This window comes from Aliiruegeria lutimaris (genome assembly GCF_900099935.1).
Taxonomy (GTDB): domain Bacteria; phylum Pseudomonadota; class Alphaproteobacteria; order Rhodobacterales; family Rhodobacteraceae; genus Tropicimonas; species Tropicimonas lutimaris.
The window spans coordinates 30940-54357 of sequence record NZ_FNEK01000018.1 but is presented as its reverse complement, the minus strand read 5'-3'; the positions used below and the strand labels follow the sequence as shown (position 1 = coordinate 54357).

The following is a 23418-nucleotide window of genomic DNA, read 5'->3' as shown; positions in this document are numbered from 1 at the left end:
GCAACGACACTCGGCGGCCCTTTTCAACATTCCTGCGGGAGGGGGACATGAGCGTACATTCGAAACACAAACCGAAGACGGCCTTCGGGGCGGCCGTGGCGCGCACGGAGGAAGTGGTGATCGCGCTCCTTCTGGGGACCATGGTCGTGTTGACCTTCGTCAACGTGGTCCTGCGCTACGTTTTCAACGACAGTCTGATCTGGGGATTGGAGGTCGTGCTGGTGCTGTTTGCCTGGCTCGTTCTCTTCGGTATCTCGCATTGCTTCCGCATCACCGCGCATCTGGGCGTGGATGCGTTCGTCAATACGCTTAGTCCTGAAGGGCGCAGGATCACTGCGATCATCTCTGCGGTCTGCTGCGTCGTTTACGCAGCGTTGCTGATGAAGGGGGCGTGGGACTATTACGCGCCGTTCGCGGGGCTGGACGCGACGACAGGACGCTGGTTCCCGACCGGCCTTGCCGACACGCGCGATCAAGCCTGGTACGAGACCGACCAGATCCCGATGCTCGACTGGCTGCGCTGGCTCGAACCGCTGCTGAACGAGGGCGAGAGCTACGAAAAGCTGCCGCGGCTCGTTGTGTATCTCATCCTTCCGGTCGGGGCATTGCTGCTGTTGGTCCGGGTGATCGAGGCCGCCATCGGCGTTGTCGCCGGTCATCGCGAAAGCCTGATCGTCAGCCACGAGCTCGAGGACGACCTCGGCGCTGGCGCACTTCACAAGGACTGACATCAGATGGAAATCGTTGTTCTCTTCGCCATGGTGGTGGCGCTCCTTCTGGTGGGCGTTCCCATCGCCGTCAGCCTCGGCCTCAGCTCCATCATCTTCCTGCTGGTCAATTCGGACAGCTCGCTGGCCTCGGTCGCGCAGTCGCTCTACCAGGCGATGGCGGGCCACTACACACTGCTGGCGATCCCCTTCTTCATCCTGGCTTCCAGCTTCATGTCCACCGGCGGCGTCGCCAAGCGGATCATCCGCTTTGCCATTGCCTGCGTCGGCCACCTGCCGGGTGGCCTGGCGATTGCCGGTGTCTTTGCCTGCATGATCTTCGCCGCGCTCTCGGGCTCCTCGCCCGCGACCGTGGTCGCCATCGGCTCGATCGTCATCGCGGCGATGCAGAAGGTCGGCTATTCCAAGGATTTCGCCGCCGGTGTCATCGCCAATGCCGGCACGCTCGGCATCCTGATCCCGCCCTCGATCGTGATGGTTGTCTACGCTTCCGCCACCGATGTCTCGGTAGGCCGGATGTTCCTTGCTGGCGTCATTCCCGGATTGATGGCCGGCACGATGCTGATGATCACGATCTATGCAATCGCCAGGATCCGTAACCTGCCCAAGGGAGACTGGCTTGGCTGGCACGAGATTGGTGCCTCGTTCCGCGACGCCTTCTGGGGATTGATGCTGATCGTCATCATCATGGTCGGCATCTACGGTGTGCCGGGCCTCACGGGGGCTATCTTCACCCCGACGGAAGCCGCCGCTGTCGCCTCGGTCTATGCGTTCCTCGTTGCCTGTTTCGTCTACCGGGACATGGGACCGCTCGCGGCGCATGAGGAAGGCCAGCGCAACAAGACGCTTCTGGAGCGCCCCTATGCGCTCGTCACGGCGTTCTTTCACCGCGACACGATCAACACACTCTACGAGGCCGGCAAGCTGACCATCACGCTGATGTTCATCATCGCCAACGCGCTGATCCTGAAGCATGTTCTGACCGACGAGCAGGTGCCGCAGCAGATCGCCGAAGCGATGCTCTCGGCCGGGTTCGACAAGGTGATGTTCCTGATCGTCGTAAACGTGATCCTGCTGATCGGCGGCCAGTTCATGGAGCCTTCGGGCCTTCTGGTGATCGTGGCGCCGCTGGTTTTCCCGATCGCCATCGAGCTGGGCGTGGACCCGATCCATCTTGGCATCATCATGGTGGTGAACATGGAGATCGGCATGATAACGCCGCCGGTCGGCCTCAATCTCTTCGTCACCTCCGGCGTCGCGGGGATGCCAATGATGCGGGTCGTGCGCGCAGCGCTGCCGTTCCTGGCCGTGCTCTTCGTCTTCCTGATCATGGTGACCTATATCCCGTGGCTATCGACCTACCTGCCCACCGCCTTGATGGGCCCGGAGATCATCACCAATTGACCCGGTGAAATTGATGCGATGGAAGCGGGCGTCCCGGTGGGGCGCCCGTTTCGTTGACCGGAGGCATGCCCTTTCCCAAGTGAAATGATAAGGAATGGCTTGCGCCCGAGAATAATTCCGATAATAACGCTCGGACAAATAGCACGCAGACAGGTACCGGAGACACGCATGTCCCAATCTCGATCGACTCGACTCGTCAGTGTAGCCCTCGCGGGCCTGCTGGCCGGATGCGCCACGATGGCCTTTGCCGAGGGGGAGTTGAACCTTTATTCCTCGCGCCACTACGACACCGACGAGCGGCTCTACTCGGATTTCGAAGAGGCGACTGGTATCCGGATCAACCGGATCGAAGGCAATGCCGACGAGATGATCGCCCGCATGTCCTCCGAAGGCGCCAACAGCCCGGCCGACATCCTGCTGACGGTCGATACCTCCCGGCTCAAGCGGGCCAAGGATGCCGGCGTGCTGCAAGCGATTGACAGCGCGGTGCTGGAAGAGCGCATCCCCTCGAACCTGCAGGACAGTGACAACCAGTGGTTCGGTTTCTCGCAGCGCGGGCGGATCTTCTTATATGACAAGAACGAGTTGACCGACCCGCCCATGACCTATGCCGACCTGGCCGACCCGAAATACAAGGGACTGGTTTGCATCCGCTCTTCGGGCAACACCTATAACCAGACCCTTCTGGCCTCCATCGTTGTCCATGAGGGCGAAGATGCGGCGCGGGACTGGGCGCAGGGCGTGGTCGACAACATGGCGCGCCCGCCGCAGGGCGGCGATACCGACCAGATCCGGGGCATCGTCTCGGGCGAGTGCGTAATTGCCGTGTCCAACACCTATTACTTCGCCCGTGCGCTGCGCACGGAAGTGAAAGGCGTGTCGGAAGAAATCGACCGGATCGGTTGGGTGTTCCCGAACCAGGACGACCGCGGCGCGCATATGAACCTTTCGGGCGGCGGTGTTGCCGCGCATGCACCGAACAGGGAAAACGCGATCAAGTTCCTCGAATATCTCGCCTCCGACCAGGCGCAGGTCTATTTCTCGGCCGGAAATGACGAGTTCCCGGCGGTAAATGGGGTCGCGCTGGCCGATTCCGTCGAGAAACTCGGCAGTTTCAAGGCCGACGAGATCGACCTCTCGATCGTGGCGGAGAATATCGGCACGGCGCAGAAGATCTTTAACGAGGTCGGCTGGAAGTAAGTCGTTTCCCACTCACGGGACCACGGGACGGCGCCTCCAAAGATGGACGGCGCCGTTTTTTTGGGGGGGGTAATTGGCTGGGACAGCTGAAGCCCAAGCGGACCGATTCCGTACATAGTTTCGGAGGCGGCTTTCCTGAGCTTGCCGCCGTTCGTTGCAGGCGCAACGCCCTTTGCAGTGCACTCCGGGCGTCCGGTCCTGGGGTAGAAGAGCAGACTTTCATCACGAGATCCGCCAAATTCCGGTCAGCGGACAATCCGGCTCTTCGGCCGGCAGGCCCGAACAGGCGTGAACGGCCCAAGGGGGGCCGTTTATCTATACCTCAGCAATGGACCGGTATCGCGTAAATGCTTGTCTCCGTTCTGAACGCAGACCTGAGACCACCGCGAGGTTGACCCAGGCGAAGGGAGCGGAGGCCCTCGAACCTCCCGGAAGGAGAGCCATTGCATCCTTGCTTCAGCAGGAGGCTATTGCCGCCATCATACGGTTACTTTCATTCCGCCATCGACGAAATAGGTGGAACCGATCGAGTAACTCGCGCGGTCGGAACACAGGAAGACAAAGAAATCCGCCAACTCCGCGGGCGTGCAGAACCGCTTGATTGGCGCGTGTTCGTTCGCGACGTTTTGCAGATAGCCCTGCCAGTCGCCACCGCTTTCGGCGGTCAGTTCACGTGCCGTGTTCTCCCAGTCGGGCGTTTGAACCAGTCCGGGATTCACGCAATTCACACGAATGTTCTTGCCCACCAACTCGGTCGCCAGGGTGCGGGAAAACATCATCAGCGCTGCCTTGGTGACGTTGTAGATGGGTTCATACCAAAGCGGTTGGACGGCGCAGATCGAGGCATTGTTCAACACGACACCGCTGCCACGAGCCTCCATATAGGGAACGACACCGCGCGCCAGACGGACCGCAGCCATCACGTGCAGGTCCCAGTAGTCCTGCCATTTCTCGTCCGGCGCCTCCATGATCGTCTCATTCGACCCGGTGCCGGCATTGTTGATCAGGATGTCGACACCGCCAGCTTCCGAGACGGCCTTCAGGACGGCGGCAATGCCATCAACGGTTGCCACATCGCCAACGGCCGGCGTCGCAAGCTCTCCAATGGATTTGCAGGCCTGATCCACTTTGTCGGCGTGACGCCCGTTGATCAGGACCGCGACGCCTTCGGCGGCGAGCCCCCTGGCGACGGCCAATCCTATACCATCGGAGCTTCCGGTTATGAGCGCGGTCTTTCCGGCGAGATTCATTTCCATGTCATTCCTCCTTCTTCGAGACGTCACGGGTCGTGGAACTTGGGTCTCCGGACGGCGCCACTTCCGTGAAAAAAACGCTCCTCGTCAGAGCGATCTTCACGATACTCCTGACGACCTGTCGCTCTTGTACTCCGATAAGGCAATGGTCGCCTTGTCGCAAATGAAGCTGACCTTCGTGCGTCACGCAGCATCCGTCGCAAACGGGCTGATTGTGTTGAAAAAGTCGCCGGTTTTTTGGGGGGCTCCGGATTTCCGGCTTGGTTTGGCGAGGCAATCTGAGGCCATGCCGCCGTTCTATCCTGCGGCTGGCACCAATGGCTTGAGTTTTGCGAGTTTCCGGAGGTTTTGGGCGGTGGCTGCGAGGGTGAATTCATCTTGGACCCCACATGGGCCTCGCAATCGGAGGCGGTGCAGCCCGAGGATACGCTTGAGATTTGCATACAGCATCTCGACCTTCTTTCGGCGCCTCTGAGCCGTCGCGTTGAATTCGGAAGCCGTGCAACTTCGGGCGAGGTTTCGGACGATCTCGTATTTCTCCCGGTGGATCGCGCGCGCCTCGGAGTTGGGACACTCTCTTCGAGGGACAGTTCATGCAATCGGATTTCCGGGCCCGGTATTTGCGCGATCTCCAGTTCGGCGCATTCCGGGTGGGATCAGAGTAGGTCCGCCAAGTGTGTCGCATCTCCTTGCCCTCGGGGCAGATGTAGCGCTCGTTCTCGTCGTCCCAGGTGAAGTCGGATCTGGAAAACGTGCCGTCCGTGCGCTCGCCTTTGTCGAAGACCGGGATGAACGGCAGGATCTTCCGCCTGAGTGTGAGCCAGAACAAGTTGTCGGTTGATCCGTAAGCGGTATCCGCGGCGATCCAATCCGGCTCCAGACCGAACCGCTCCTTCGTTTGGTCGATCATCTTGCGCATCGCGCCCACCTCGGCGGTCTTGATCGACCGGCTGGCGTGGACATCGACGATGACGCCATGATCGGTGTCGATCAGGTAATTGTCGGAATAGGCAAAGAAGTGAGCCTTGGAGCGCCATTGGTCCGAGCGACAATGGCGAACGGCCCCTTGCGCGCCGCGGTCCATTGGCTGGCTGGATCGGCATGCGCGGTGAACTTCGGTTCAACCGTGGTGGCTGCGCCGAAAGCTTCATCATCCAGCGCGTCCAGATATTCGCGAACTGCTCGGGGCGCTGTGTCGGGATCAATGTCCGTGGCCTTCCATTGGTCAGGACCGCTGGAGTTCTGCTTCTGGACATCCGCGACGATCAGGCTGGCATCTACAGCAAAACCCTGTCCGCCGACCAACCCCTCTTCCATGCAACGCTGGACGGTCATCTTGAACAAGTGGCGGAGCAGGTCACTCTCGCGAAACCGTCCATGACGGTTCTTCGAAAACGTGGCGTGATCCGGAACCGGGTCGGTCAGGTCGAGCCGACAGAACCAGCGATACGCCAGGTTCAAGTGCACCTCCTCGCACAGGCGCCGTTCTGATCTGAGGCCAAAGCAATATCCTACCAGCAACATCCGGATCAGCAGTTCGGGGTCGACCGAAGGGCGGCCAGTGTGGCTATAGAACTCTGTCAGATGCCCGCGGACACCGCTCAGATCGACGAACCGGTCAATCGACCGTAACAAATGATCCTGCGGGACATGATCTTCCAGCGAGAACTCATAGAACAGAGCGCCTTGCGCCTCTTTCCTCGGTCCCATCATCACCAACTCTCCCGCTCAATACGGAAAGTGAATCAGCAACCTACCACCCGATCAAGCAGGAGTTTTTCAACACAATCAGCTCTGTGCTTCCGCACGCTGCACCCATCGCGAAAGACCGGTTCGAGCCGGTCACTCGGAACCTGCCAGACACTCTGCGGTGCCATTCGCCCCCCGCTGGGAGTTTTGGCAATGGGTACATAGATCATAAACCAGATCCGGACTTTGCCGGATCCGGTTCGATCAAACACGTCTCAGCTCTGTCGTTGGCATCGGCTTGCACATCCTCAAGGAGGCGAGGTGTCAGTCCAGAAAGGCCGGTTCCGACACCATGATATGGCCGAACTTGTCGCAGAGTTCCCTCAGAAGCGATGGTTCGATCCCACGTTGCGGGCCGCCCGCAGACAGAACACGGCGCTGGATCGCCGATGCCTTCTCGATGGTCTCGACAAGGGCGAAGACCTTGTCCGGGCTTTCCTCGGAGGCAAAAATCCCGTGGTGGCTCCAGGAGATGATGCGGCTGTTTCGCAGCTCCACCGCGGAAGCTTCAGCGATGGAGACGGTGCCGGGCAGCAGCGGCGGCACCACGCGCACCCCGTCGGGGAAGATCACGATGCATTCCGGCATCTTCTGCCAGAGCGCCATGCTCAGCTCGCGGGAATCGAGCGGCATCAGGAAGCTGAGCGCAATGAACTCCGGCACGTGGCAATGCAGGATCACGCGTTCGCGCCCGCCCGAGACCTCCTTGCGGATGGCATGGCCAACAAGATGCGTGGCGAATTCCGAGGTCGGCCGACCACCCATGGCAAAGCCCCAGACGGTGCGATAGGCCGTGCCACCATCGACGATCTGGATGATGCCGAACACCTCGTCGGGATGGGCCAGAGCGTGGCGGAAGAACTGCCCTGAGCCGGTCATCAGGAAGTAGTCGCCATCGAGGCTCGGTTGGGCCTGATCGAGCGGCAGCGGGGCGGTCGGGCGCGCCTTTGGAAAGCGGCGACGCAGGATTGCCTCGATCTCGTCGGTCGGCAGGCGCCAGCTGAAATTACCGCCATTCGCCTCGTTCCAGCCCATGTCCCAGCAGAGCTGGACGAACGGGGCGGCCTCTTCGACAAACGAGATGGCGTGGGTGAATTCGGGCATGTCGCCCTCCTTATTTTCGGTCGGCCACGGAGGCCTGGTAGGTGTTGAGTGTGTTGAGCAAGGTCACGCCGCTCGGCACGGATTGCCGCTCGCAGAAGGTCTTCCAGACCGCGCCGTAAGGCAGGTCCTTGAGCTCTTCGGTCAGTATAAAACGGTCGGAGAAGTTCAGCTCGGCCTCCTTGGCCTGCAGCATCTCGACCGGTTGTAGCAGCGCCCGCAGCAGCGCCTTCTGCATGTTGCGGGTTCCCACGACCCAGGCGGCCGTGCGGCTGATCGTGGCATCGAAGAAGTCGAGGCCGATATGGGTGCGGCCAAGCAGATCGCCGAAAACCAGCTCCTGCGCCATGGCAAGAATGTCGTCATTGAGCAGGATCACGTGATCGCTGTCCCACCGCATCGGGCGGCTGACATGGAGCAGGATCTCGTCCACCGACAGCGCCACCGCGCTGAGCTTATCGGCGATATTCTCGGTGGGGTGGAAATGGCCCATGTCGAGGCAGAGCAGCGTGTTTTTGCGGATCGCGTACCCGAGATAGAACTCGTGGCTGCCGACAGTGCAGGCCTCCACGCCCAGCCCGAACAGCTTGCTCTCGACCGCGTCGAGGAGCTGCGCCTTGTCGAACTGCTTGGCGAGCATCGCGTCGAGCGAGGCCTCCAACCGCTCTCGGGCGGCCATCCGCCCTACGGGAATGTCCTTGTAGCCATCCGGGACCCAGATGTTGTTCACGCAGGGGCTACCCATTTCAGTGCCGATGCGCGCCGCGATCTCGCGGCAGATCTCGCCATGTCGGATCCAGAAATCGCGGATGCCCTTGTCGGGATGCGACAGCGTCAGGTTGTCGTCAGCCTTGGGATGGGCAAAGAAGGTCGGGTTGAAATCGAGCCCGAGCCCATTCTCTTTTGCCCAGTCCACCCAGGGTGCGAAATGCTTGTATTCCAACGCGTCGCGCTCGGGCGTCTCGTCGCTGTCGAGATAGCTGGCGTGAAGGTTCAGCCGGTGCTTGCCGGGGATGTTGGCATAGGCAAACTCGAGATCCGCGCGCAGTTCGTCAGGCGTTCGGGCTCGGCCGGGATAATTGCCGGTCGCCTGAATGCCGCCGCCGCTCCCCGCGGTCACGCCTTCGAAGCCCACCACGTCATCGCCCTGCCAGCAATGGACCGAGATCGGGATCCTTGCGAGGCGGTCAAGCGCGGCTTCGGTATCGACGCCCCAATGCCCGAAGGCGTCTTGCGCGGCGGTGTAGTCGGGACGGGTCATGTCAGCTTCCTTGTATTCAGGCGGAATGGGCCGCGGCGATTTGCGAGCCGCAGGCTTGCCGCCAGTCTTTTGCATAGGATTGGAGCGCATGGGCGCGGCTCAGATCGAGCGGTGGGTGCACCCTTGGTTTCTCGGAAAGCGTCGCGCCGGCGCCGCGGGTCAGAAGCGCGGCGCCGATACTCGTTCCGGTGGCCGACCCGCAAGAGAGGAGGACGGGTCGGCCAGTCGCCTCGGCCAGCATATCGAGGAAGAGCTGGTTGCGGGCGAAGGGACCTTCGGTAAGCGTCGGTCCCGCGGCACCGATCATCGAGAGGCAGGTCTCGGCCATCATGGCGAGGTAGAGCGACACCACCGCTGCACGCTCGCCTTGCGCGAGGCTTGCCCCCCGAACGGTCCATTCCGGGCGTCGTCCCTGATACGGTCCGCTCTCGGGGACAATGGAGGGCAGGAGCATCGCGCCACACGACAGCACTGCCTCTATGTCGTCCGTTGTAGGGGCGACGTTCTCCCCCCGCATCAGCAGTTCGTATTCCCGCCCGCCCATGAAACGGGCCGAAGGGACGGGGTTTCCGAGCGCATTGACGTTGATCAGCGTATCCCGTGCAGGGTCGAGCCGCGTTGCCTGCCCTCCGATAGCCATGGCGATGACCCATGTACCTGTCGACAGGACCGTGAACGGGCTCTTGAGCGCGAGAAGATGCGGATATAGCGAGGCGTTGGAATCGTGGATGCCGCAGAAAACAGGGGTACCCGGCGCCAGCCCAATGGCCTGCGCCAACATCGGCAGCACGGGCCCTACCTTGTCCGTGGCCAGGTAGGCCGGCGCCATCCTGTCGGCAATCCCCAGTTGCGCCGGCAGGTTGCTGAAACGACCGATTTCCGGTTCCCACAAATCGGTATGACAGCCCAGAGAAGTGACTTCGGTACAGGCGATCCCGGTCAGACGCGCCACCCAGAACTGCGGATAGGTCACGACCTTTGCCACCCGCTCCCGCAATCCGGGAACGGTACGCAACAGCCAGTGAAGCTGTGCGCCGACATTGAGCCCCATCGGCAGGCGCGGCGCCCCCGTGCTCTCGAAGCCCGGGCGGATCGCGTCATACTCTGCCGCAAGCCTGTCCGGCCCCTCATGCTCATAGTCCAGAACCGGGACAGCCAACCCGCCCGCGGCGTCCAGAAGCACGATAGATGCGCCATGTGTCGTCACGCTGATCGCATCTATTCCATGGGTCTTCTGGAACGTTGACAGACCTTCGAGGATGAAGTCCCAGAGATGGTCGATATCGAAATGCGGATAGGGCGGCGTATCGAGCACGGTGTTGGGAGTTGTCCGGACATCGATTTCCGTGAGGGTCTGCATGTCGACAAGGGCCACCTTGGCGTTTGTCTTGCCGATATCGATGACGGCGACATGTCTGTACGTGCTCATGGCAGGTGAAACACCGTTTCCAGCTCGGTCACGACCGGCTTGTTGTCGGGTCCGGTCTCCATGATGTCGGCCATGTGCGCCCACCAGCGTTGCATAACCGGGCTCTCGGGCAAGCTGTCCATGCGGTGATCATCGGTCCGCCAGAGCACGCCGAAGAGCAGGTTTGTCTCCGGATCGAGGTGGATCGAATAGTCCAAGATGCCAGCCCCGCGCAGCAGTTCCTCCAGTTCGGGCCAGATCTCGTCATGGCGGCGCTGGTATTCCTCGCGGCAACCGGGGGTGAGGCGCATGCGGAAAGCATATTTCTGCATCATTTGCCCCTCATCACCTGGATCTGGAACCAGAGCCGCGGCAAGGCGATGACGCCAATCAGCAGCAAGCCGATGAAGATCGACATGACGATTCCCGGCACGTTGAGCAGGCCCAGGCCGAAGGTAACCAGCCCCATGACGAAGGCCGCGATCACCACGCCGGGGATCGAGCCGGAGCCACCGAGGATGTTGACCCCGCCAAGGACCACCATGGTGACCACCTCCAGCTCCATGCCGAAGGCGATGGAGGGGCGCGTTGAGCCGAGCCGGGAGGTCAGGCAGACCGAGGCGAAGGCAGCCATGAGGCCCGTCAGCAGGAAGAGGATGAACTTCACCCGCTTGACCCGGATACCGGAGAAGAGGGCGCCGACGGGGTTATTGCCGATGGAGAACACGCCGCGTCCGAAATTGGTCTTGTGCAGCACCACGCCATAGACCGCCGCGAAGGCGAGAAAGAAGACGAATTCCACGGTGATTACCCAGAACACATAGCCCTGTCCGAACCAGGCGAAGCTGTCGGGGTAGTTCATGAAGGCCTGATCGCCCAGCACGATATAGGAGATGCCGCGGAAAAGGCTCATCGTGCCGATGGTGACGACGATGGACGGCAGACCCAGCCCTGTGACCAGCGCGCCGTTGAACGCCCCGCAGGCCAGCCCGACCGTGAGACCGATGGCGACGATGCCGGGCGTGCCGACGCCCACTTCCGCAGCCGCCCCCATCGCGGTCGAGGTGAGCGCGATGATCGAAGCGACCGAGAGGTCGATCTCGCCCGATATGATGACCAGCGCCATGGCGAAAGCGATCATGGCCTTTTCGGTGAAGTTGAAGGTCGCGTCGCTCAGGTTCCAGGCATTGAGGAAGTAGGGCGAGGCGAAGGAGTTGACGATGAAGATCGCCACCGCGACGGTCAACAGGAGCGTTTCCCAGCTTTTCAGCGCGCGCTGAAGCGGCGTGGTCAGGCGGTCGGGAACATGGTGATGAGTTGCGTCGGTCATGCCGTGTGCTCCGCGGATTTGAGGATGACCCGGCCCTTGGTGCGGCTGGACTGCGCGTTGAAGGCGACGGCGATGATGATCGCGCTGCCCGAGATCGCGAGCTGCCAGAAGGGCGAGATATTGATGACCGGCAGGGCGTTCTTGATCACCCCGAGGAAGAGCGCGCCCAGAAGCGTGCCTGCCACCGAGCCGACACCGCCGGCGATGGAGATGCCGCCGATGACACAGGCTGCGACGACTTCAAGCTCGAACCCGCCTGCGATGTCCACATAGGCCACGGCGAAGCGCGACACCCAGAGATAGCCCGTGAGCCCGGCCATCATGCCGGAGATGGTGAAGGCCAGGAACTGCGTCCGGCCGACATCAATGCCGGTATAGACTGCCGCGTGCGGGTTGCCGCCGACGGCGAAAAAGGAGCGGCCGAGCGGCGTGCGGTTGATGATCACCACGAAGCAGATGACCACGAGGATCGCGATCCAGGACAGCATCGGCAGGCCGGCGATCTCCATGCGTGGAAAGGCCTTGAAGCCCGCGCTCATCTCGTGCGCGTTGATCCATTTGCCGTCGGAGATCAGGAAGACGATACCGCGGAAGATGGTCATCGTGCCCAGCGTGACGACGATGGCCGGAATCTGGAGCTTCCAGACCAGCAAACCGTTGACCGCGCCGAGGCAGGCGCCGAGCGTGAGCGCGATGACGAGGATCGCGACCACCGGCATTCCGGGCATCAACGTGTTGAGCGTGGCCACGACCATGCCGGTGAGCGCCACATTGGCCGCCACCGAAAGGTCGATACAGCGGGTGAGGATCACGCACATCTGGCCCATGGCCAGGATGATCAGTGTCGACGTGTCATTGAAGACGTTGATAAGGTTGCCCGGTTCCACATAGGCCGGAAAACGCGAGGCGATGATCGCCAGCAACCCGAGGATCGCTGCCAGAAGGATGGCCTCGCGGGATTTTATCATGTTGGAAATCATGCCGAACCCTCCGAAATGCCGGCTGCGTGTCGGACAAGCGTTTCGGGGGTCACCTCGTCGCCCTGAAGTTCGGCGACCATGCGCCCCTCGCGCATCACGATCACCCGGTCGGACATGCCGACGATCTCGGGGATCTCCGAGGAAACCATGATCACCGCCAATCCTTGCGCGGCAAGCTCGGCGGTGAAGGCGTGGACAGCGGCCTTGGAGCCGATATCAATGCCCTTGGTCGGCTCGTCGAGGATGATGATCTTGGGCTCGGTGGCGAGCCATTTGGCGATCACCACCTTCTGTTGATTGCCGCCGGAGAGGTTGCCCACATCCTGATCGAGCGAAGCCGCCCGCAGGTCGAGCCGCTCGGTATATTTCCGCGCCAATGCGAATTCCTCGGCCATCCGGGTGAAGCCGTTTTTCGAAGTGCGGTTCAGCGATGGCAGGGTGACGTTCTTGAAGATCGGCATGCCGATGATCGCACCCTGTTTTCCGCGATCCTCCGGCACATAGACGATACCGGATTCGACCGCTTCCGCCGTCGAGCCGATGCGGCGTGGTTTTCCGTCGACGCAGATCGTGCCGGCGGAAGGTTTCGTGATGCCGAAGAGCGCCTGCATCACTTCGGACCGGCCTGCGCCGACGAGACCGTAGAAGCCGAGGATCTCACCCTTGCGCAGAGTGAAGTTGATGTCCTCGAACTCGGTCGGGTGGCAGTAACCCGAGACCTGCAGGATCTCGTCGCCGGGCGTCGCATCGCGCTCCGGGAAGATATTTTCGACCGAGCGGCCGACCATCAGGCGCACGAGGTCATCCTCTGTGATATCGGCCATGGCTCCGGCACCGACATACTGCCCGTCACGGAACACGGTGTAGCGGTCGGCAATGCGGAAGATCTCGTCGAACTTGTGGCTGATGAAGAGGATCGCCTTGCCCTCGGCCTTGAGACGGTCGACCAGCTCGTAAAGCTCCTCGATCTCCTTCTGGCTGAGGGCTGCGGTCGGCTCGTCCATGATCACCACGCGCGCATCGATGGAGAGCGCGCGGGAGATCGCAACGAGGTGCTTGTTGGCAATACCGAGATCCTTGAGGGGCACGGCAGGGTCGATTTCGGCGCCGACGCGGTCGAGCAGTTCCTTGGCGTCCCGACGCATCCGCGCGGTGTCGATCAGCCCGTATTTTCCGCGCGGCGCGTGGCCGATATAAATGTTTTCGGCCACCGAAAGCTCATCGAACAGGACGGTTTCCTGGTGGATCGCGGTGATGCCGGCATCGGCAGCGTGTTGGGCGGTTGGAAAGCGGGTTTCCTGGCCATCGACGCGGATCGTACCCTCTTCGGGCTGGTAGATGCCGGTCAGGACCTTGACGATGGTCGACTTCCCGGCCCCGTTCTCACCCACGAGCGCAGTCACCTGGCCGGGATAGAGATCGAGCTTGACATCGGAGAGTGCGCGCACGCCCGGAAAGATCTTCGTGATGCCGTCGAGGGAGAGGATCGGGTCTGTCATGAGGGCGTCGGTTGCCTTGCTGACATCAGGGCTGAGGTACATTGCGAGATCCAGCCGTTCAATGTGTGATGAAGGGTGGGTTCGGCGCCGGATGGGCCGAACCCGGGAGACAAGAGGATCAGAAGATGCTCTTGAACTCTTCGATATTGGAGGCGTCGTAGACGAACGGGTCTGCCATCGCGCCGTTGGTATTCTCGTCGAGCTTCAGCTTGCCCATGCGGCCCATCGGGATCTCGGCGCCCGGACCGGCTTCAGCCTCGCCGGAAGCAAGCGCGTGCGCCAGCATGGCTGCGGAATAGCCGAGGTCGATCGGGTTCCAGATCGCGAAGGACTTGGAAGCACCCGATTCAATGGCGCCCGCCATTTCCGACGGAAGGCCCAGACCGGTCACGTTGACCTGGCCCACCTTGCCGGCATCCACCACGGCCTGCGCGGCGGCTACGATGCCCACGGAGGTCGGTGCGATAATCGCCTTCAGGTCGGGGTAGGTCTGCATCAGACCGGTTGCCTCACGATAGGATTTGTCGGCAAGGTCGTCGCCGTAGACGGTCGCCACGACGTTGATGCCGGGGTAGTTCGGCAGGACCTTGGTCATTTCCTCGATCCAGATGTTCTGGTTGGTCGAGGTCGTGGTGGCGGACAGCACGGCCACATCGCCACCGTCGGGCATATGGTCGGCGGCCAGCTTGATGATCATGTTGCCGATCAGCGAGTTCGACGACGGATTGAGGTGAAGCTGGCGGCCGTCTTCGGCGACACCGGAATCCCAGGAGATCACGGTGATCCCGCGCTGCATGGCCTTCTTGAGCGTCGGCACAAGCGCGTCGGTATCATTGGCGGAGACGGCAATCGCGTCGACCTGCTGGGCGATCAGCGAGTTGATCACCTCGATCTGCCCCTCGGCGGTGGTGTCGGTCGGGCCGGTATAGATGATCTCGACGCCGCCAAGCTCGGCGGCCGCTTCCTCGGCGCCTTTCGCGGCGGCCTCGAAGAAGCCGATGCCGAGCGCCTTGACGACGAGCGCGATGCGCATGTCGTCGGCCTGCGCGGCCCCGGCGAACAGGGTCGTGGCAATCGTGGCTGTGGTCAGGGCCTTCTTGAAGATGCTCATTATGGTTTCCTCCCTTGAGCGTTGGTATCCTGCCCGCAGCCCGGCCTTTACCCGGCCTGCGAGGTGGTATTGCGTTGCGCGTCAACCGTGGCGACGATCAACCGAACACCGGCTGCTTCCAGCAGCGTGGCGCTCTCGTCGTCGATGCCGTCATCGGTAATCACGGTGTCGATCCGTTCCAGCGGGCAGAGCACGAGGCTCGAGCGGTTGCGGAACTTGGACGAGTCAGCCAGAACCACCAACTCATCAGCCTGACCGATCAGTTTCTGTTCGGCCTGGATCAGCAGCGGGTCTTCCTCCATAAGACCAAGCCGCCCGATCCCGTGGATGCCCATGAACATGCGCCGGGCATAGAAGTTGCTCGATACGTCATTGTCGAAAGGCGACAGGATGATGTTCTGCTCGCGATAGATCACGCCGCCCGGCACCATCACCGTGTTCTTGGAATTCTTCAGCAGGTGCTCGGCGATCGGAAAGCTGTTGGTGAAAACCTGCAGCCGGCGATTGGCCAGCGGGTGCACCATCTGGAAGGTCGTCGTCCCGCCATTGATGATGATGGACTCGCCATCCTCGCAGAGCTCCGCCGCGGCCAGCGCAATCGCCTGCTTCTCGGCGATCTTGCGGGTCTGGTTCATGGCAAATGGATGCCCGGCGAGCCCGACGAATTTCGGCGGGGCAATCGCTTCGGCTCCACCACGCACCCGGCGCAATTTCTTTTGCATGTGCAATGCCGCGATATCGCGGCGAACCGTTGCTTCAGATGCCCCGGTCAGGGTGCACAGATCTGCCACGGTGACCACCGGCCTGTCCTGGACAGCCGATAGAATGACCCTGTGGCGTTCCGACTCGAGCATTGCGTCCTCCTTATCGTAGACGTTGATCCCTCAAACACTCACTGTCAATCATTTTCAATCATCAATTCGCTAGTTTTGAGTACTTTGGTCCGGTGGTGATCATTATTGATTGACTTTGAGTGGATAGATTATCAGCCTTGTCACAGCTTTGACAGACTTCGCGCGCTCTTGGGAGGAGCAGAACACATGACAATAAAAGCCGAAAACACCCTTCTGAGCAATCGATGGGACGCAGCCCGCGCCGACGGGATGAGCGAATCGGACCGCCTGGTCTACCGGTCAAACCTGCTTGGTTCTGATAAGCGCGTGACCAATTATGGCGGTGGAAACACCTCGGCCAAGATCACCGAGACCGACCCGTTGACCGGGCAGAGCTGCGAGGTCCTCTGGGTCAAAGGGTCCGGCGGTGATCTCGGCTCCATTGAACGCGCCGGGTTCTCCACGCTCTACATGGACAAACTTGAAGCGCTCAAGGGGCTGTATCGCGGAGCTGAGCATGAGGACGAAATGGTGAGCTACTTGCCCCATTGCACCTTCAACCTGAACCCGCGCGCCGCCTCCATCGACACGCCGTTGCACGCCTATGTGCCAAGGCGCCATGTCGATCACGTCCACCCGGACGCCATCATCGCGATTGCCGCCTCGGCCGGGTCCGAGGCGATCACCCAGGAAATCTTTGGCGGTGAGATCGGCTGGCTGCCGTGGAAGCGGCCGGGGTACGAGCTTGGCCTCTGGCTGGAAGATTTCTGCCTGCGGAATCCGGAAGCCAAGGGCGTCATCCTCGAATCCCACGGGCTGTTCACATGGGCGGATACTGCGCTGGACTGCTACGCGCTGACGATTGAAACGATCAATCGCGCCATCACGTGGTTCGACGCGAGGACAGCCGGCAAGCCGGCTTTCGGCGGTGCAATCCACACGGCGCTTGCGCCCGAAGCCCGCGCCGCCGTCGCCTCCGAGCTGATGCCCGCCATCCGCGGCATGGTCTCCGGCGCCCAGCACATGGTTGGCCATTTCGACGACCAGCCAGCGGTGCTCGACTTCGTGAACGCGGCGGACATGCCAGCGCTCGCCGCGCTCGGGACAAGCTGCCCCGATCACTTCCTGCGCACCAAGATCTGCCCCCTGGTGGTGGATTTCGATCCCGCCGCACCGGATGTGGCCGCCTTGCTCGACGGTTTGGACGCGTCGGTTGCCACCTATCGGGAGAATTACGCCGCCTATTACGAGCGCTGCAAGCGTGACACCAGCCCGGCCATGCGCGACCCCAACGCGGTGGTGTATCTGGTGCCCGGCGTCGGAATGATCACCTTCGCCAAGGACAAGGCGACGGCGCGCATCTCGGGCGAGTTCTATGTCAACGCGATCAACGTGATGCGCGGTGCCTCGGCGGTCTCGGAGTATCGCGGCCTTCCGGAACAGGAGGCCTTCGACATCGAGTACTGGCTGCTCGAGGAAGCAAAGCTGCAGCGGATGCCGAAACCGAAACCGCTGGCCGGTCGGGTGGCACTTGTGACCGGGGCGGCGGGCGGAATTGGCTCGGCCACCGCGGAGCGGTTCCTGCGCGAGGGCGCCTGCGTGGTCCTGGCCGACATCGCCCAGGACGCGCTGGAAGAAACCCGGGCCGCGCTGGCGGCGCGCCACTCCGCCGACGTCGTCCGGGCCGTGACGCTCGACGTGACCGACGAAGCCGCCGTGGACGCGGCCTTTGCCACCGCCGCTCGCGAATTTGGCGGCGTGGACCTGCTGGTATCGAATGCCGGCATCGCATCGTCCGCCCCGATCGAGGACACCAGCCTCGAGCTGTGGAACCGCAACATGTCGATCCTGTCGACCGGTTACTTCCTTGTCTCGCGCGCCGCCTTCAAACTTATGAAGGTGCAATCCATCGGCGGTGCCGTGGTCTTCGTGGCCTCCAAGAACGGCCTCGCAGCCTCCCCCAACGCGTCGGCCTATTGCACCGCCAAGGCCAGCGAGATCCACCTCGCCCGCTGCCTTGCGCTCGAAGGGGCTCCCGAGGGCATCCGGGTCAACGTGGTCAATCCCGACGCGGTGCTGCGCGGCTCGCGCATCTGGTCCGGCGAGTGGCTCGACCAGCGCGCCAGCACCTACAAGACCGACAAGGATGGCCTTGAGGAGATGTACCGCCAACGCTCCCTGCTCAAGCGTTCGGTCCTGCCCGAGGACATCGCCGAAGCTACGTATTTCCTGGTGTCTGAGGCATCTGCCAAGTCCACAGGCAATATCATCAACGTGGATGCCGGAAACGTGCAGTCGTTCACCCGCTAAAGAACAACCGCAGCCGCGCAAGCCCCGCCCAGCCATGATTCCAACGGATAAGAAATGGGTTGCGCAAAGCCAGTATGCTCGCCTGGTTCGAAAATGGGTCCAGTCAATCTGGCTGGACCTCACTTCGTACGGAACGCATTCGATACTTCGAAACAGGGTTGCTCAGATATATTGCAGAACTGGCAACCTGCGAGCGGTGCAACTCCTACTGGGACACATGAAAATGGGCAGTACTGTCCGTTATGCCGGTGTCGATTTGGAGGATGCACTCTCAATCGCCGAGTCCGTCGAGATCTGACGAGTTGGGCCGGTCGATCCGATCGGCCTATCAGGTCCCGCCGTTTTGCGAGTCGACTTTGCCGACCTAGCGGCCGTTCGCTGCGATGGAGAAATAGGAGACGACGCCTTCGCGGCATCGGTCAAGAAGGGCGGCAAGCCGCCATTCGTTGCTACCCGTGCCACCGTCCGCTTATTTCCCAATCTGCCAAGGCGGGAACTACCTTTGGTCGCGCCTGGTCATTGGAAGGGCAATGAAACAGGCCGCCGCCCGATGTACCGGTCAGAGTATCGGAACTTGCATAATTCCGAATTTGAACGGCCAAGCTAAATCGGCCCCGAAGCGCGCCAATTTGCAGCGGGACTCATCAGCGCGCCCGGACAGGTCGAGGCTGGCGCTGCCCCCTCCCAAGGTAACACCCTTGGCGGAACGCATCGTGAGCGGCACTGCAATGGCGGTGGGATTTGCGCGATGGGAATGCGGGCGTGAGAACCGAACCGCTGGTCCGGCTGTGGCAGGCCGGCGCCCGCAGCCATGCAGGACCATGGCACCGGCTTACCGGCCTCTGTCATCCGCGATCGTGTGGCAATCACGCCAGCACGCGAGATTTACCATGCGGTGAACGGATCTGACGGCGTCGTTTGAATGATAAACTTCCCAAATGAAGTAAGAAACCTTCCGGGAAAGCCGCATGAACTCGTGGTCGCAGTGGTGCAGCCTGTCGTTTCGCAGGACATCCGCCTCTGCATCCCAGACATTCTCGGAAAGCACCAGAATGTAATGCACCACTTCATGGGCGAGTTCGCCGATGCCAGCCGGCCGATCGGGTCCGGCGGCACGATCGACGGTCCTTGGCGAAATGACGATCCGCGTCTCTTGCCAAGGCGCAGCTTCGGTTGGAAACACAAACGCCATGCGGACTGTCTTCGGCAAGGGTTCGATCTCGATCCTGGGCCATAAAACAGAAAGGGGCGCATTCACCTCCGCCTTCAACCATGTCCAGTAGCGCTCGATGAGGTAAATCTCCTCATCGAACGGCGGCGGCAGGTCGTCTGGCGAGAGCGCCCGCGCATTGTTGGTCGCGAGGAAGTTGACTACGACCAATGCCGCAAGCAGGTGAAAGCAACGCCTCATGGCTGTTAGGTTGTGGCTCGCCCTCGAAAGGTCAATGCGCGAGCATGATTGCCTTGTGTCTCGACCCGGTGTTAGCCTCAGGACGAGGGCAGGAAATCATGGGGGAGGCCGACGAACAGATGCCGGGAAGATCCAACTCACTCTTGCTGTCCACGTTGTTTGTCTCGCTTGCGCAGCCGATCGCCGCCGAGGGTGACAAGACGCGCCGGGCTGAACGCATAGAGCCGCTCGTCCTGAACGCCTCGACCGGCTTCTCGGTCACGCAGTACGAGATTGAAACCGGGGTCTATTACCGTTGGCGGATCGAGAGTGACGGTCTTGAGGAATACAAGCTACTCGCGCCGGGTCTCTTTCGCGAAAGCTGGATCGACCAGGTCGTGATCGAGGACAAGGAGGTCAAGCCATTCGGGTTGCACGCCGTCGAATTCGACGACGAAGGCGAGATCGACATCTGGTTTATTCCCCAACGCCCGGGCGAGTACCCCTTCTTTGTCGAGGGGCTCGATACACAGGGGTTCAGCGGCGTCTTCATCGTTCGATGATCAGGACCGCACTGCTTGGCCTCGCACTTCTTGCCACCGCACCCGGAAGCCTTCAGGGCCAGCCTGTCACGCCCGTCTGTGAAGCGCTCGAAACCCGTATCGCCCAGTCGCCCGCGAACCTCGAAGGCAGGATCCTGAGCGATGCGCTCTTCGAAGCCGCTGCACTGGACTGCCCCGAGACTGCGACGGTGCTTTTGGAGATGGGTGCCTCAGTCGAGGCGCGCAACCGCTTCGGCGGCACACCACTGAACGTGGCGGCGGCGCGCGGAGCGCGGGAGATCGTTGCGACCTTGCTGGAGCTCGGGGCCGAGCTTGATCATCCGAACCTCGGGGGCACGACGCCTTTGCTGGCCGCCGTGCAGGAGGGCCGCCGGCGCATGGTCTCCGACCTGATCGCCGCCGGTGCCGACGTGAACGTTGCAAACCGCGAGGGGATCACGCCGGTCATGGCCGCGGCTTTCGAGGGTGACCGCCGAATGCTGACGGCGCTGCTCGAAGCGGGCGGTGCGCCCGATGTCGAGGACCGCCACGGAAAGGGCGCGCTGGTCTATGCCGCGGGTCGCGCTTTCCCCTCGATAATCGAGGCGCTTCTGGAAGCCGGCGCGGACCCGGACCGGACCTGGGGCCACGACCTCACTGCCTTGATGTGGGCCGCCGGCCACGCAAACGATGCCCCGGCCGAGGACGGGCGCGCTGTGGCAGAGTTCTTGCTCGAAGCTGGCGCCGGGATCGATCGGCAGGACGACAGGGGGCGCACGGCGCTGATGATCGCCGCCGAACGCGGGCACGGCAAGATGGTCGAGTTCCTGTTGGGTGCGGGCGCCAATCCGGGCCTTCGGGACAGATCCAATGCGAGCGCCGCGGACTTCGCCGCTACCGACGAGATCCGCGCTGCGCTTAGGCAGCCCTGACCCTACTGCACGTTTATGGTCGTGAAATAGCGCGACAGGGCGGCGATCGTCTCGTCGTCGAGTTGTTTCATCGTGCTGTTCAGATCGGGGGCGTTCATGCGCACATCGTTCTTGAAGTCGTGCATGGTCTGGCTTAAGTAGTGCGGCTGCTGCCCCGCGATCCTGGGAATCCTGCTGTCGCCCTGCCATTTCCCGTGACACGCGCTGCACTGCCCGCGGGTGATGCCCTTCTCGGCCAACTGTTGATCACCCTCTTGATACACTACCGGAAGTTCGGGCCAGGGTAATGCCGCGAAATGCTCGGCCAGAAGCTTCGCCTGGTCGCGGTCATACTCGGCAGCGATCGCCGACATGGTGTCGTTCTCGCGTCGCCCGGCCCCGTAATCGCGAAGCTGGGTGTAGATGTAGAAGTATTCCTGTCCCCAGATGACTGGGTATTCCGGCTCGATCGGGATGCCGTCTTCGCCATGACAACTCATGCAAAGCGCGACCTCGTCCTCAAGGACGAAGTCGTCTTTCGCGATGGAAGGCGTCGCGGAAAGGGTTGGCGCCAGTGCGGCAAGGGTCCATGCCAACGTAACAAAGGGCAGTCTCATGTGCGGGTCTCCATGCAAGCAAAGGGCGGACTGCGCAGCCCGCCCTTTACGTCAGTCTGTTACGTCCTCAGTCGGCAAGCGTGAAGGCAATGATGTTGTTGCCGCGCTTGAAGTTGAGTTGCGCATTGCCGCCTGCGGCGACGACTACGTACTGCTGGCCCTCGACCGTGTAGCTGGACGGAGGCGCGTTCACGCCGGCACCTGCCTGGAAGCGCCACAGTTCTGCACCGTTGGAGCTATCGAAGGCCTTGAAGAGGCCGTTGCCTTCACCCGTGAAGACAAGGCCGCCGGCTGTCGCGAGGATGCCGCCGATCATCGGCTCCGCAGTCCGCACCTGCCAGGCGATATCACCGGTATCGTAGTCGACCGCGGTGACGTTGCCCCATTGCTCTTCTTCCGGGATCACGTCGAACGAGCCACCGAGCCAGAGCTTGCCCTCGGGATAGGGCGTGGATTTCACGGTGTAGGTCATCGGCTGATGTAGGTTGATCGCATAGCTCAGACGGTGGTTCGGGTCGATTGCCATCGGCGACCACTCGACACCACCGTTCGCGCCTGGCAGCATCCGAGCCCCTTCGGCCGTCGGCAGAACCCACATGTTCTCCTGTGGGACCATCGCTTCGGAGAATCGGATCATCGAGCAGTCTTCGGCGTTGTGGACATAGACATGGCCGGTCTTGCCGGCATGCAGCACGCCTTTCACGTCATTGCCGCCGGCATCCGCGACGGTGGTGATGATCGGGGGGGAGACCGCGTCGAGGTCCCATACGTCATGCGCGATATACTGGAAGTGGCAGACATACTCACCGGTATCCAAGTCGACCGCAACCAGACTGTCGGTGTAAAGGTTGTCGCCGGGGCGCAGGCTGCCGTCGAGGTCGGGCGACGGGTTGCCCACTACGAAGTAGATCCGGCGCGTGTCGAGATCGACCGCCGGGTTCTGCCAGACGCCACCGCCAAGAGTCTCGTAGGGGTCGCCCATCTCGGCGAGCGCCGCCTTCTCCGCCTCGATGTCGCGCAGCATGTCGCGGCCGGTGGCATCGTGCGTTGCCCAGACACCAACCGAATCCTCGGGGATCGTGTGGAATGTCCATATTTCTTCACCGGTCTCGGTATCGAAAGCCTTCACGAAGCCGCGGATGCCATACTCACCGCCGTTGGTGCCGATTAGCACCATGTTCTCGACGACGCTGGGCGCCATGGTTTCTGAATAGCCAAGCTCGGCCTCGGCGATCTGGGTTTCCCAGAGCTGTTTACCGGTTTTGGCATCGAGCGCCACCAGCTTGGCGTCCAGCGTGCCCATGAAGACCTTGTCGCCGGAAACGGCCACGCCGCGGTTGTTCGGCCCGCAGCAATAGGTCGTGACCGGACCCATGGCGTGCTTGTGGTGCCAGATCTGTTTGCCGGTACGCGCATCCAGCGCGTAAACGTGGTTGAACGCCGTGGTGACATACATGATGCCGTTCACGACGATCGGCGAGGTTTCCATCGTGTCCACGATCTCAGTCTGGAAGATCCAGGCCGGGCGAAGATTCTTCACGTTGCCGGTGTTAATCTGGCTAGCAGGGTAATACCGGGTCTGTTCGTAGTTGCCGTTGGTGTGAAGGAAGTTGTTTCCGTCACCCGCTGCACGCGACAGCATGTTCTGCGTGACCGACTGCAAATCGCCGTAGAGCGTACTTGCCGAGGTTTCCTCCTGGGCGTTCGCTGCACCCGAAACACACGTTGCCGCAACACAAAGCGCAGCCGTTGCCGATCTGTTAAACATACTGTGTCCTCCCAAGGTTATCG

Annotated in this window: 19 protein-coding genes and 2 pseudogenes; 7 read left to right on the top strand and 14 right to left on the bottom strand. The window is 61.8% G+C overall.

Annotated elements, in window-relative coordinates:
* Positions 1-47 precede the first annotated feature (47 nt).
* The 3 genes from BLR85_RS10435 to BLR85_RS10425 all read left to right on the top strand — a co-directional run bounded on the left by BLR85_RS10435 (position 48) and on the right by BLR85_RS10425 (position 3332).
* Positions 48-728 (top strand): TRAP transporter small permease, encoded by a 681-nt coding sequence (locus tag BLR85_RS10435; protein WP_093155108.1) that lies wholly within the window; start codon positions 48-50, stop codon positions 726-728.
* A 6-nt stretch (positions 729-734) separates the two neighbouring features.
* Entirely contained in the window at positions 735-2132 is a 1398-nt protein-coding gene (locus tag BLR85_RS10430) for a TRAP transporter large permease (RefSeq protein WP_093155105.1), read from the top strand.
* Positions 2133-2300: 168 nt separating this feature from the next.
* Positions 2301-3332: a Fe(3+) ABC transporter substrate-binding protein gene (locus BLR85_RS10425; RefSeq protein ID WP_093155098.1), complete on the top strand. Its 1032-nt coding sequence runs from the start codon at positions 2301-2303 to the stop codon at positions 3330-3332.
* Between the two features lie 479 nt (positions 3333-3811).
* Here the strand turns inward: BLR85_RS10425 and BLR85_RS10420 are convergent, their stop codons facing one another.
* From BLR85_RS10420 to BLR85_RS10370, 11 genes and pseudogenes are all read right to left on the bottom strand, one after another.
* The gene (locus BLR85_RS10420) at positions 3812-4588 is read right to left on the bottom strand and encodes an SDR family NAD(P)-dependent oxidoreductase (RefSeq protein WP_093155095.1); all 777 of its coding nucleotides are present in this window, start codon (positions 4586-4588) and stop codon (positions 3812-3814) included.
* 294 nt (positions 4589-4882) lie between these two features.
* Positions 4883-6298, bottom strand: a pseudogene (locus BLR85_RS10415) (transposase).
* Between the two features lie 300 nt (positions 6299-6598).
* Positions 6599-7438: a rhamnulose-1-phosphate aldolase gene (gene rhaD / locus BLR85_RS10410; RefSeq protein WP_093155090.1), complete on the bottom strand. Its 840-nt coding sequence runs from the start codon at positions 7436-7438 to the stop codon at positions 6599-6601.
* Between the two features lie 10 nt (positions 7439-7448).
* Entirely contained in the window at positions 7449-8696 is a 1248-nt protein-coding gene (locus BLR85_RS10405) for an L-rhamnose isomerase (RefSeq protein WP_093155086.1), read from the bottom strand.
* A 16-nt stretch (positions 8697-8712) separates the two neighbouring features.
* Positions 8713-10125, bottom strand: coding sequence for an FGGY-family carbohydrate kinase (locus BLR85_RS10400; protein WP_093155083.1), 1413 nt, complete (start codon positions 10123-10125; stop codon positions 8713-8715).
* On the bottom strand, positions 10122-10436 hold the full coding sequence (rhaM, locus tag BLR85_RS10395; RefSeq protein ID WP_093155237.1) for an L-rhamnose mutarotase: 315 nt from the start codon (positions 10434-10436) through the stop codon (positions 10122-10124). The genes BLR85_RS10400 and rhaM overlap by 4 nt, the downstream gene beginning before the upstream one ends.
* Complete coding sequence (locus tag BLR85_RS10390) at positions 10436-11434, bottom strand: ABC transporter permease (protein ID WP_093155080.1); 999 nt, start codon at positions 11432-11434, stop codon at positions 10436-10438. The genes rhaM and BLR85_RS10390 overlap by 1 nt, the downstream gene beginning before the upstream one ends.
* Positions 11431-12414, bottom strand: coding sequence for an ABC transporter permease (locus tag BLR85_RS10385; RefSeq protein WP_170844525.1), 984 nt, complete (start codon positions 12412-12414; stop codon positions 11431-11433). Before BLR85_RS10385 ends, BLR85_RS10390 begins: the two co-directional genes overlap by 4 nt.
* Positions 12411-13955: a sugar ABC transporter ATP-binding protein gene (locus BLR85_RS10380; RefSeq protein WP_093155078.1), complete on the bottom strand. Its 1545-nt coding sequence runs from the start codon at positions 13953-13955 to the stop codon at positions 12411-12413. Before BLR85_RS10380 ends, BLR85_RS10385 begins: the two co-directional genes overlap by 4 nt.
* 76 nt (positions 13956-14031) lie before the next feature.
* Positions 14032-15024: a rhamnose ABC transporter substrate-binding protein gene (gene rhaS / locus BLR85_RS10375; protein ID WP_093155076.1), complete on the bottom strand. Its 993-nt coding sequence runs from the start codon at positions 15022-15024 to the stop codon at positions 14032-14034.
* A gap of 47 nt (positions 15025-15071) precedes the next feature.
* Entirely contained in the window at positions 15072-15878 is an 807-nt protein-coding gene (locus tag BLR85_RS10370) for a DeoR/GlpR family DNA-binding transcription regulator (protein ID WP_093155073.1), read from the bottom strand.
* A gap of 186 nt (positions 15879-16064) precedes the next feature.
* Between BLR85_RS10370 and BLR85_RS10365 the strand changes: the two genes are divergently transcribed.
* Together BLR85_RS10365 and BLR85_RS29830 are read left to right on the top strand one after the other, a co-directional pair.
* A complete protein-coding gene (locus BLR85_RS10365; protein WP_093155070.1) occupies positions 16065-18167 on the top strand; it encodes a bifunctional rhamnulose-1-phosphate aldolase/short-chain dehydrogenase in 2103 nt (700 codons plus the stop codon).
* Between the two features lie 67 nt (positions 18168-18234).
* Positions 18235-18465 (top strand): annotated as a pseudogene (locus tag BLR85_RS29830) (site-specific integrase); the annotation flags it as partial.
* Positions 18466-18999: 534 nt separating this feature from the next.
* On the opposite strand, the gene BLR85_RS10355 reads toward BLR85_RS29830, so the two are convergent.
* On the bottom strand, positions 19000-19425 hold the full coding sequence (locus tag BLR85_RS10355; protein WP_139188355.1) for a hypothetical protein: 426 nt from the start codon (positions 19423-19425) through the stop codon (positions 19000-19002).
* A gap of 251 nt (positions 19426-19676) precedes the next feature.
* On the opposite strand from BLR85_RS10355, the gene BLR85_RS10350 reads away from it, so the two are divergent.
* Together BLR85_RS10350 and BLR85_RS10345 are read left to right on the top strand one after the other, a co-directional pair.
* Entirely contained in the window at positions 19677-20120 is a 444-nt protein-coding gene (locus BLR85_RS10350) for a cupredoxin domain-containing protein (RefSeq protein WP_244520685.1), read from the top strand.
* A complete protein-coding gene (locus BLR85_RS10345) occupies positions 20117-21031 on the top strand; it encodes an ankyrin repeat domain-containing protein (protein ID WP_093155064.1) in 915 nt (304 codons plus the stop codon). The genes BLR85_RS10350 and BLR85_RS10345 overlap by 4 nt, the downstream gene beginning before the upstream one ends.
* Positions 21032-21033: 2 nt before the next feature.
* On the opposite strand, the gene BLR85_RS10340 is transcribed toward BLR85_RS10345, so the two are convergent.
* A complete protein-coding gene (locus BLR85_RS10340; protein WP_093155061.1) occupies positions 21034-21627 on the bottom strand; it encodes a c-type cytochrome in 594 nt (197 codons plus the stop codon).
* Between the two features lie 67 nt (positions 21628-21694).
* Positions 21695-23395 carry a pyrroloquinoline quinone-dependent dehydrogenase gene (locus BLR85_RS10335; protein WP_093155059.1) on the bottom strand — a complete coding sequence of 567 codons (1701 nt, stop codon included), beginning with the start codon at positions 23393-23395 and terminating at the stop codon, positions 21695-21697.
* Positions 23396-23418 lie beyond the last annotated feature (23 nt).

Excerpts from the sequence above, each read along its gene's own strand:
- BLR85_RS10425 (WP_093155098.1), top strand. The coding sequence starts at position 2,301 with ATGTCCCAATCTCGATCGACTCGACTCGTCAGTGTAGCCCTCGCGGGC.
- BLR85_RS10400 (WP_093155083.1), bottom strand. The coding sequence starts at position 10,125 with ATGAGCACGTACAGACATGTCGCCGTCATCGATATCGGCAAGACAAAC.
- rhaS (WP_093155076.1), bottom strand. The coding sequence starts at position 15,024 with ATGAGCATCTTCAAGAAGGCCCTGACCACAGCCACGATTGCCACGACC.
- BLR85_RS10420 (WP_093155095.1), bottom strand. The coding sequence starts at position 4,588 with ATGGAAATGAATCTCGCCGGAAAGACCGCGCTCATAACCGGAAGCTCC.
- BLR85_RS10405 (WP_093155086.1), bottom strand. The coding sequence starts at position 8,696 with ATGACCCGTCCCGACTACACCGCCGCGCAAGACGCCTTCGGGCATTGG.
- BLR85_RS10335 (WP_093155059.1), bottom strand. The coding sequence starts at position 23,395 with ATGTTTAACAGATCGGCAACGGCTGCGCTTTGTGTTGCGGCAACGTGT.
- BLR85_RS10435 (WP_093155108.1), top strand. The coding sequence starts at position 48 with ATGAGCGTACATTCGAAACACAAACCGAAGACGGCCTTCGGGGCGGCC.
- BLR85_RS10380 (WP_093155078.1), bottom strand. The coding sequence starts at position 13,955 with ATGTACCTCAGCCCTGATGTCAGCAAGGCAACCGACGCCCTCATGACA.
- rhaM (WP_093155237.1), bottom strand. The coding sequence starts at position 10,436 with ATGCAGAAATATGCTTTCCGCATGCGCCTCACCCCCGGTTGCCGCGAG.
- BLR85_RS10345 (WP_093155064.1), top strand. The coding sequence starts at position 20,117 with ATGATCAGGACCGCACTGCTTGGCCTCGCACTTCTTGCCACCGCACCC.
- BLR85_RS10340 (WP_093155061.1), bottom strand. The coding sequence starts at position 21,627 with ATGAGACTGCCCTTTGTTACGTTGGCATGGACCCTTGCCGCACTGGCG.
- BLR85_RS10350 (WP_244520685.1), top strand. The coding sequence starts at position 19,677 with ATGGGGGAGGCCGACGAACAGATGCCGGGAAGATCCAACTCACTCTTG.
- rhaD (WP_093155090.1), bottom strand. The coding sequence starts at position 7,438 with ATGCCCGAATTCACCCACGCCATCTCGTTTGTCGAAGAGGCCGCCCCG.
- BLR85_RS10365 (WP_093155070.1), top strand. The coding sequence starts at position 16,065 with ATGACAATAAAAGCCGAAAACACCCTTCTGAGCAATCGATGGGACGCA.
- BLR85_RS10370 (WP_093155073.1), bottom strand. The coding sequence starts at position 15,878 with ATGCTCGAGTCGGAACGCCACAGGGTCATTCTATCGGCTGTCCAGGAC.
- BLR85_RS10385 (WP_170844525.1), bottom strand. The coding sequence starts at position 12,414 with ATGATTTCCAACATGATAAAATCCCGCGAGGCCATCCTTCTGGCAGCG.
- BLR85_RS10390 (WP_093155080.1), bottom strand. The coding sequence starts at position 11,434 with ATGACCGACGCAACTCATCACCATGTTCCCGACCGCCTGACCACGCCG.
- BLR85_RS10430 (WP_093155105.1), top strand. The coding sequence starts at position 735 with ATGGAAATCGTTGTTCTCTTCGCCATGGTGGTGGCGCTCCTTCTGGTG.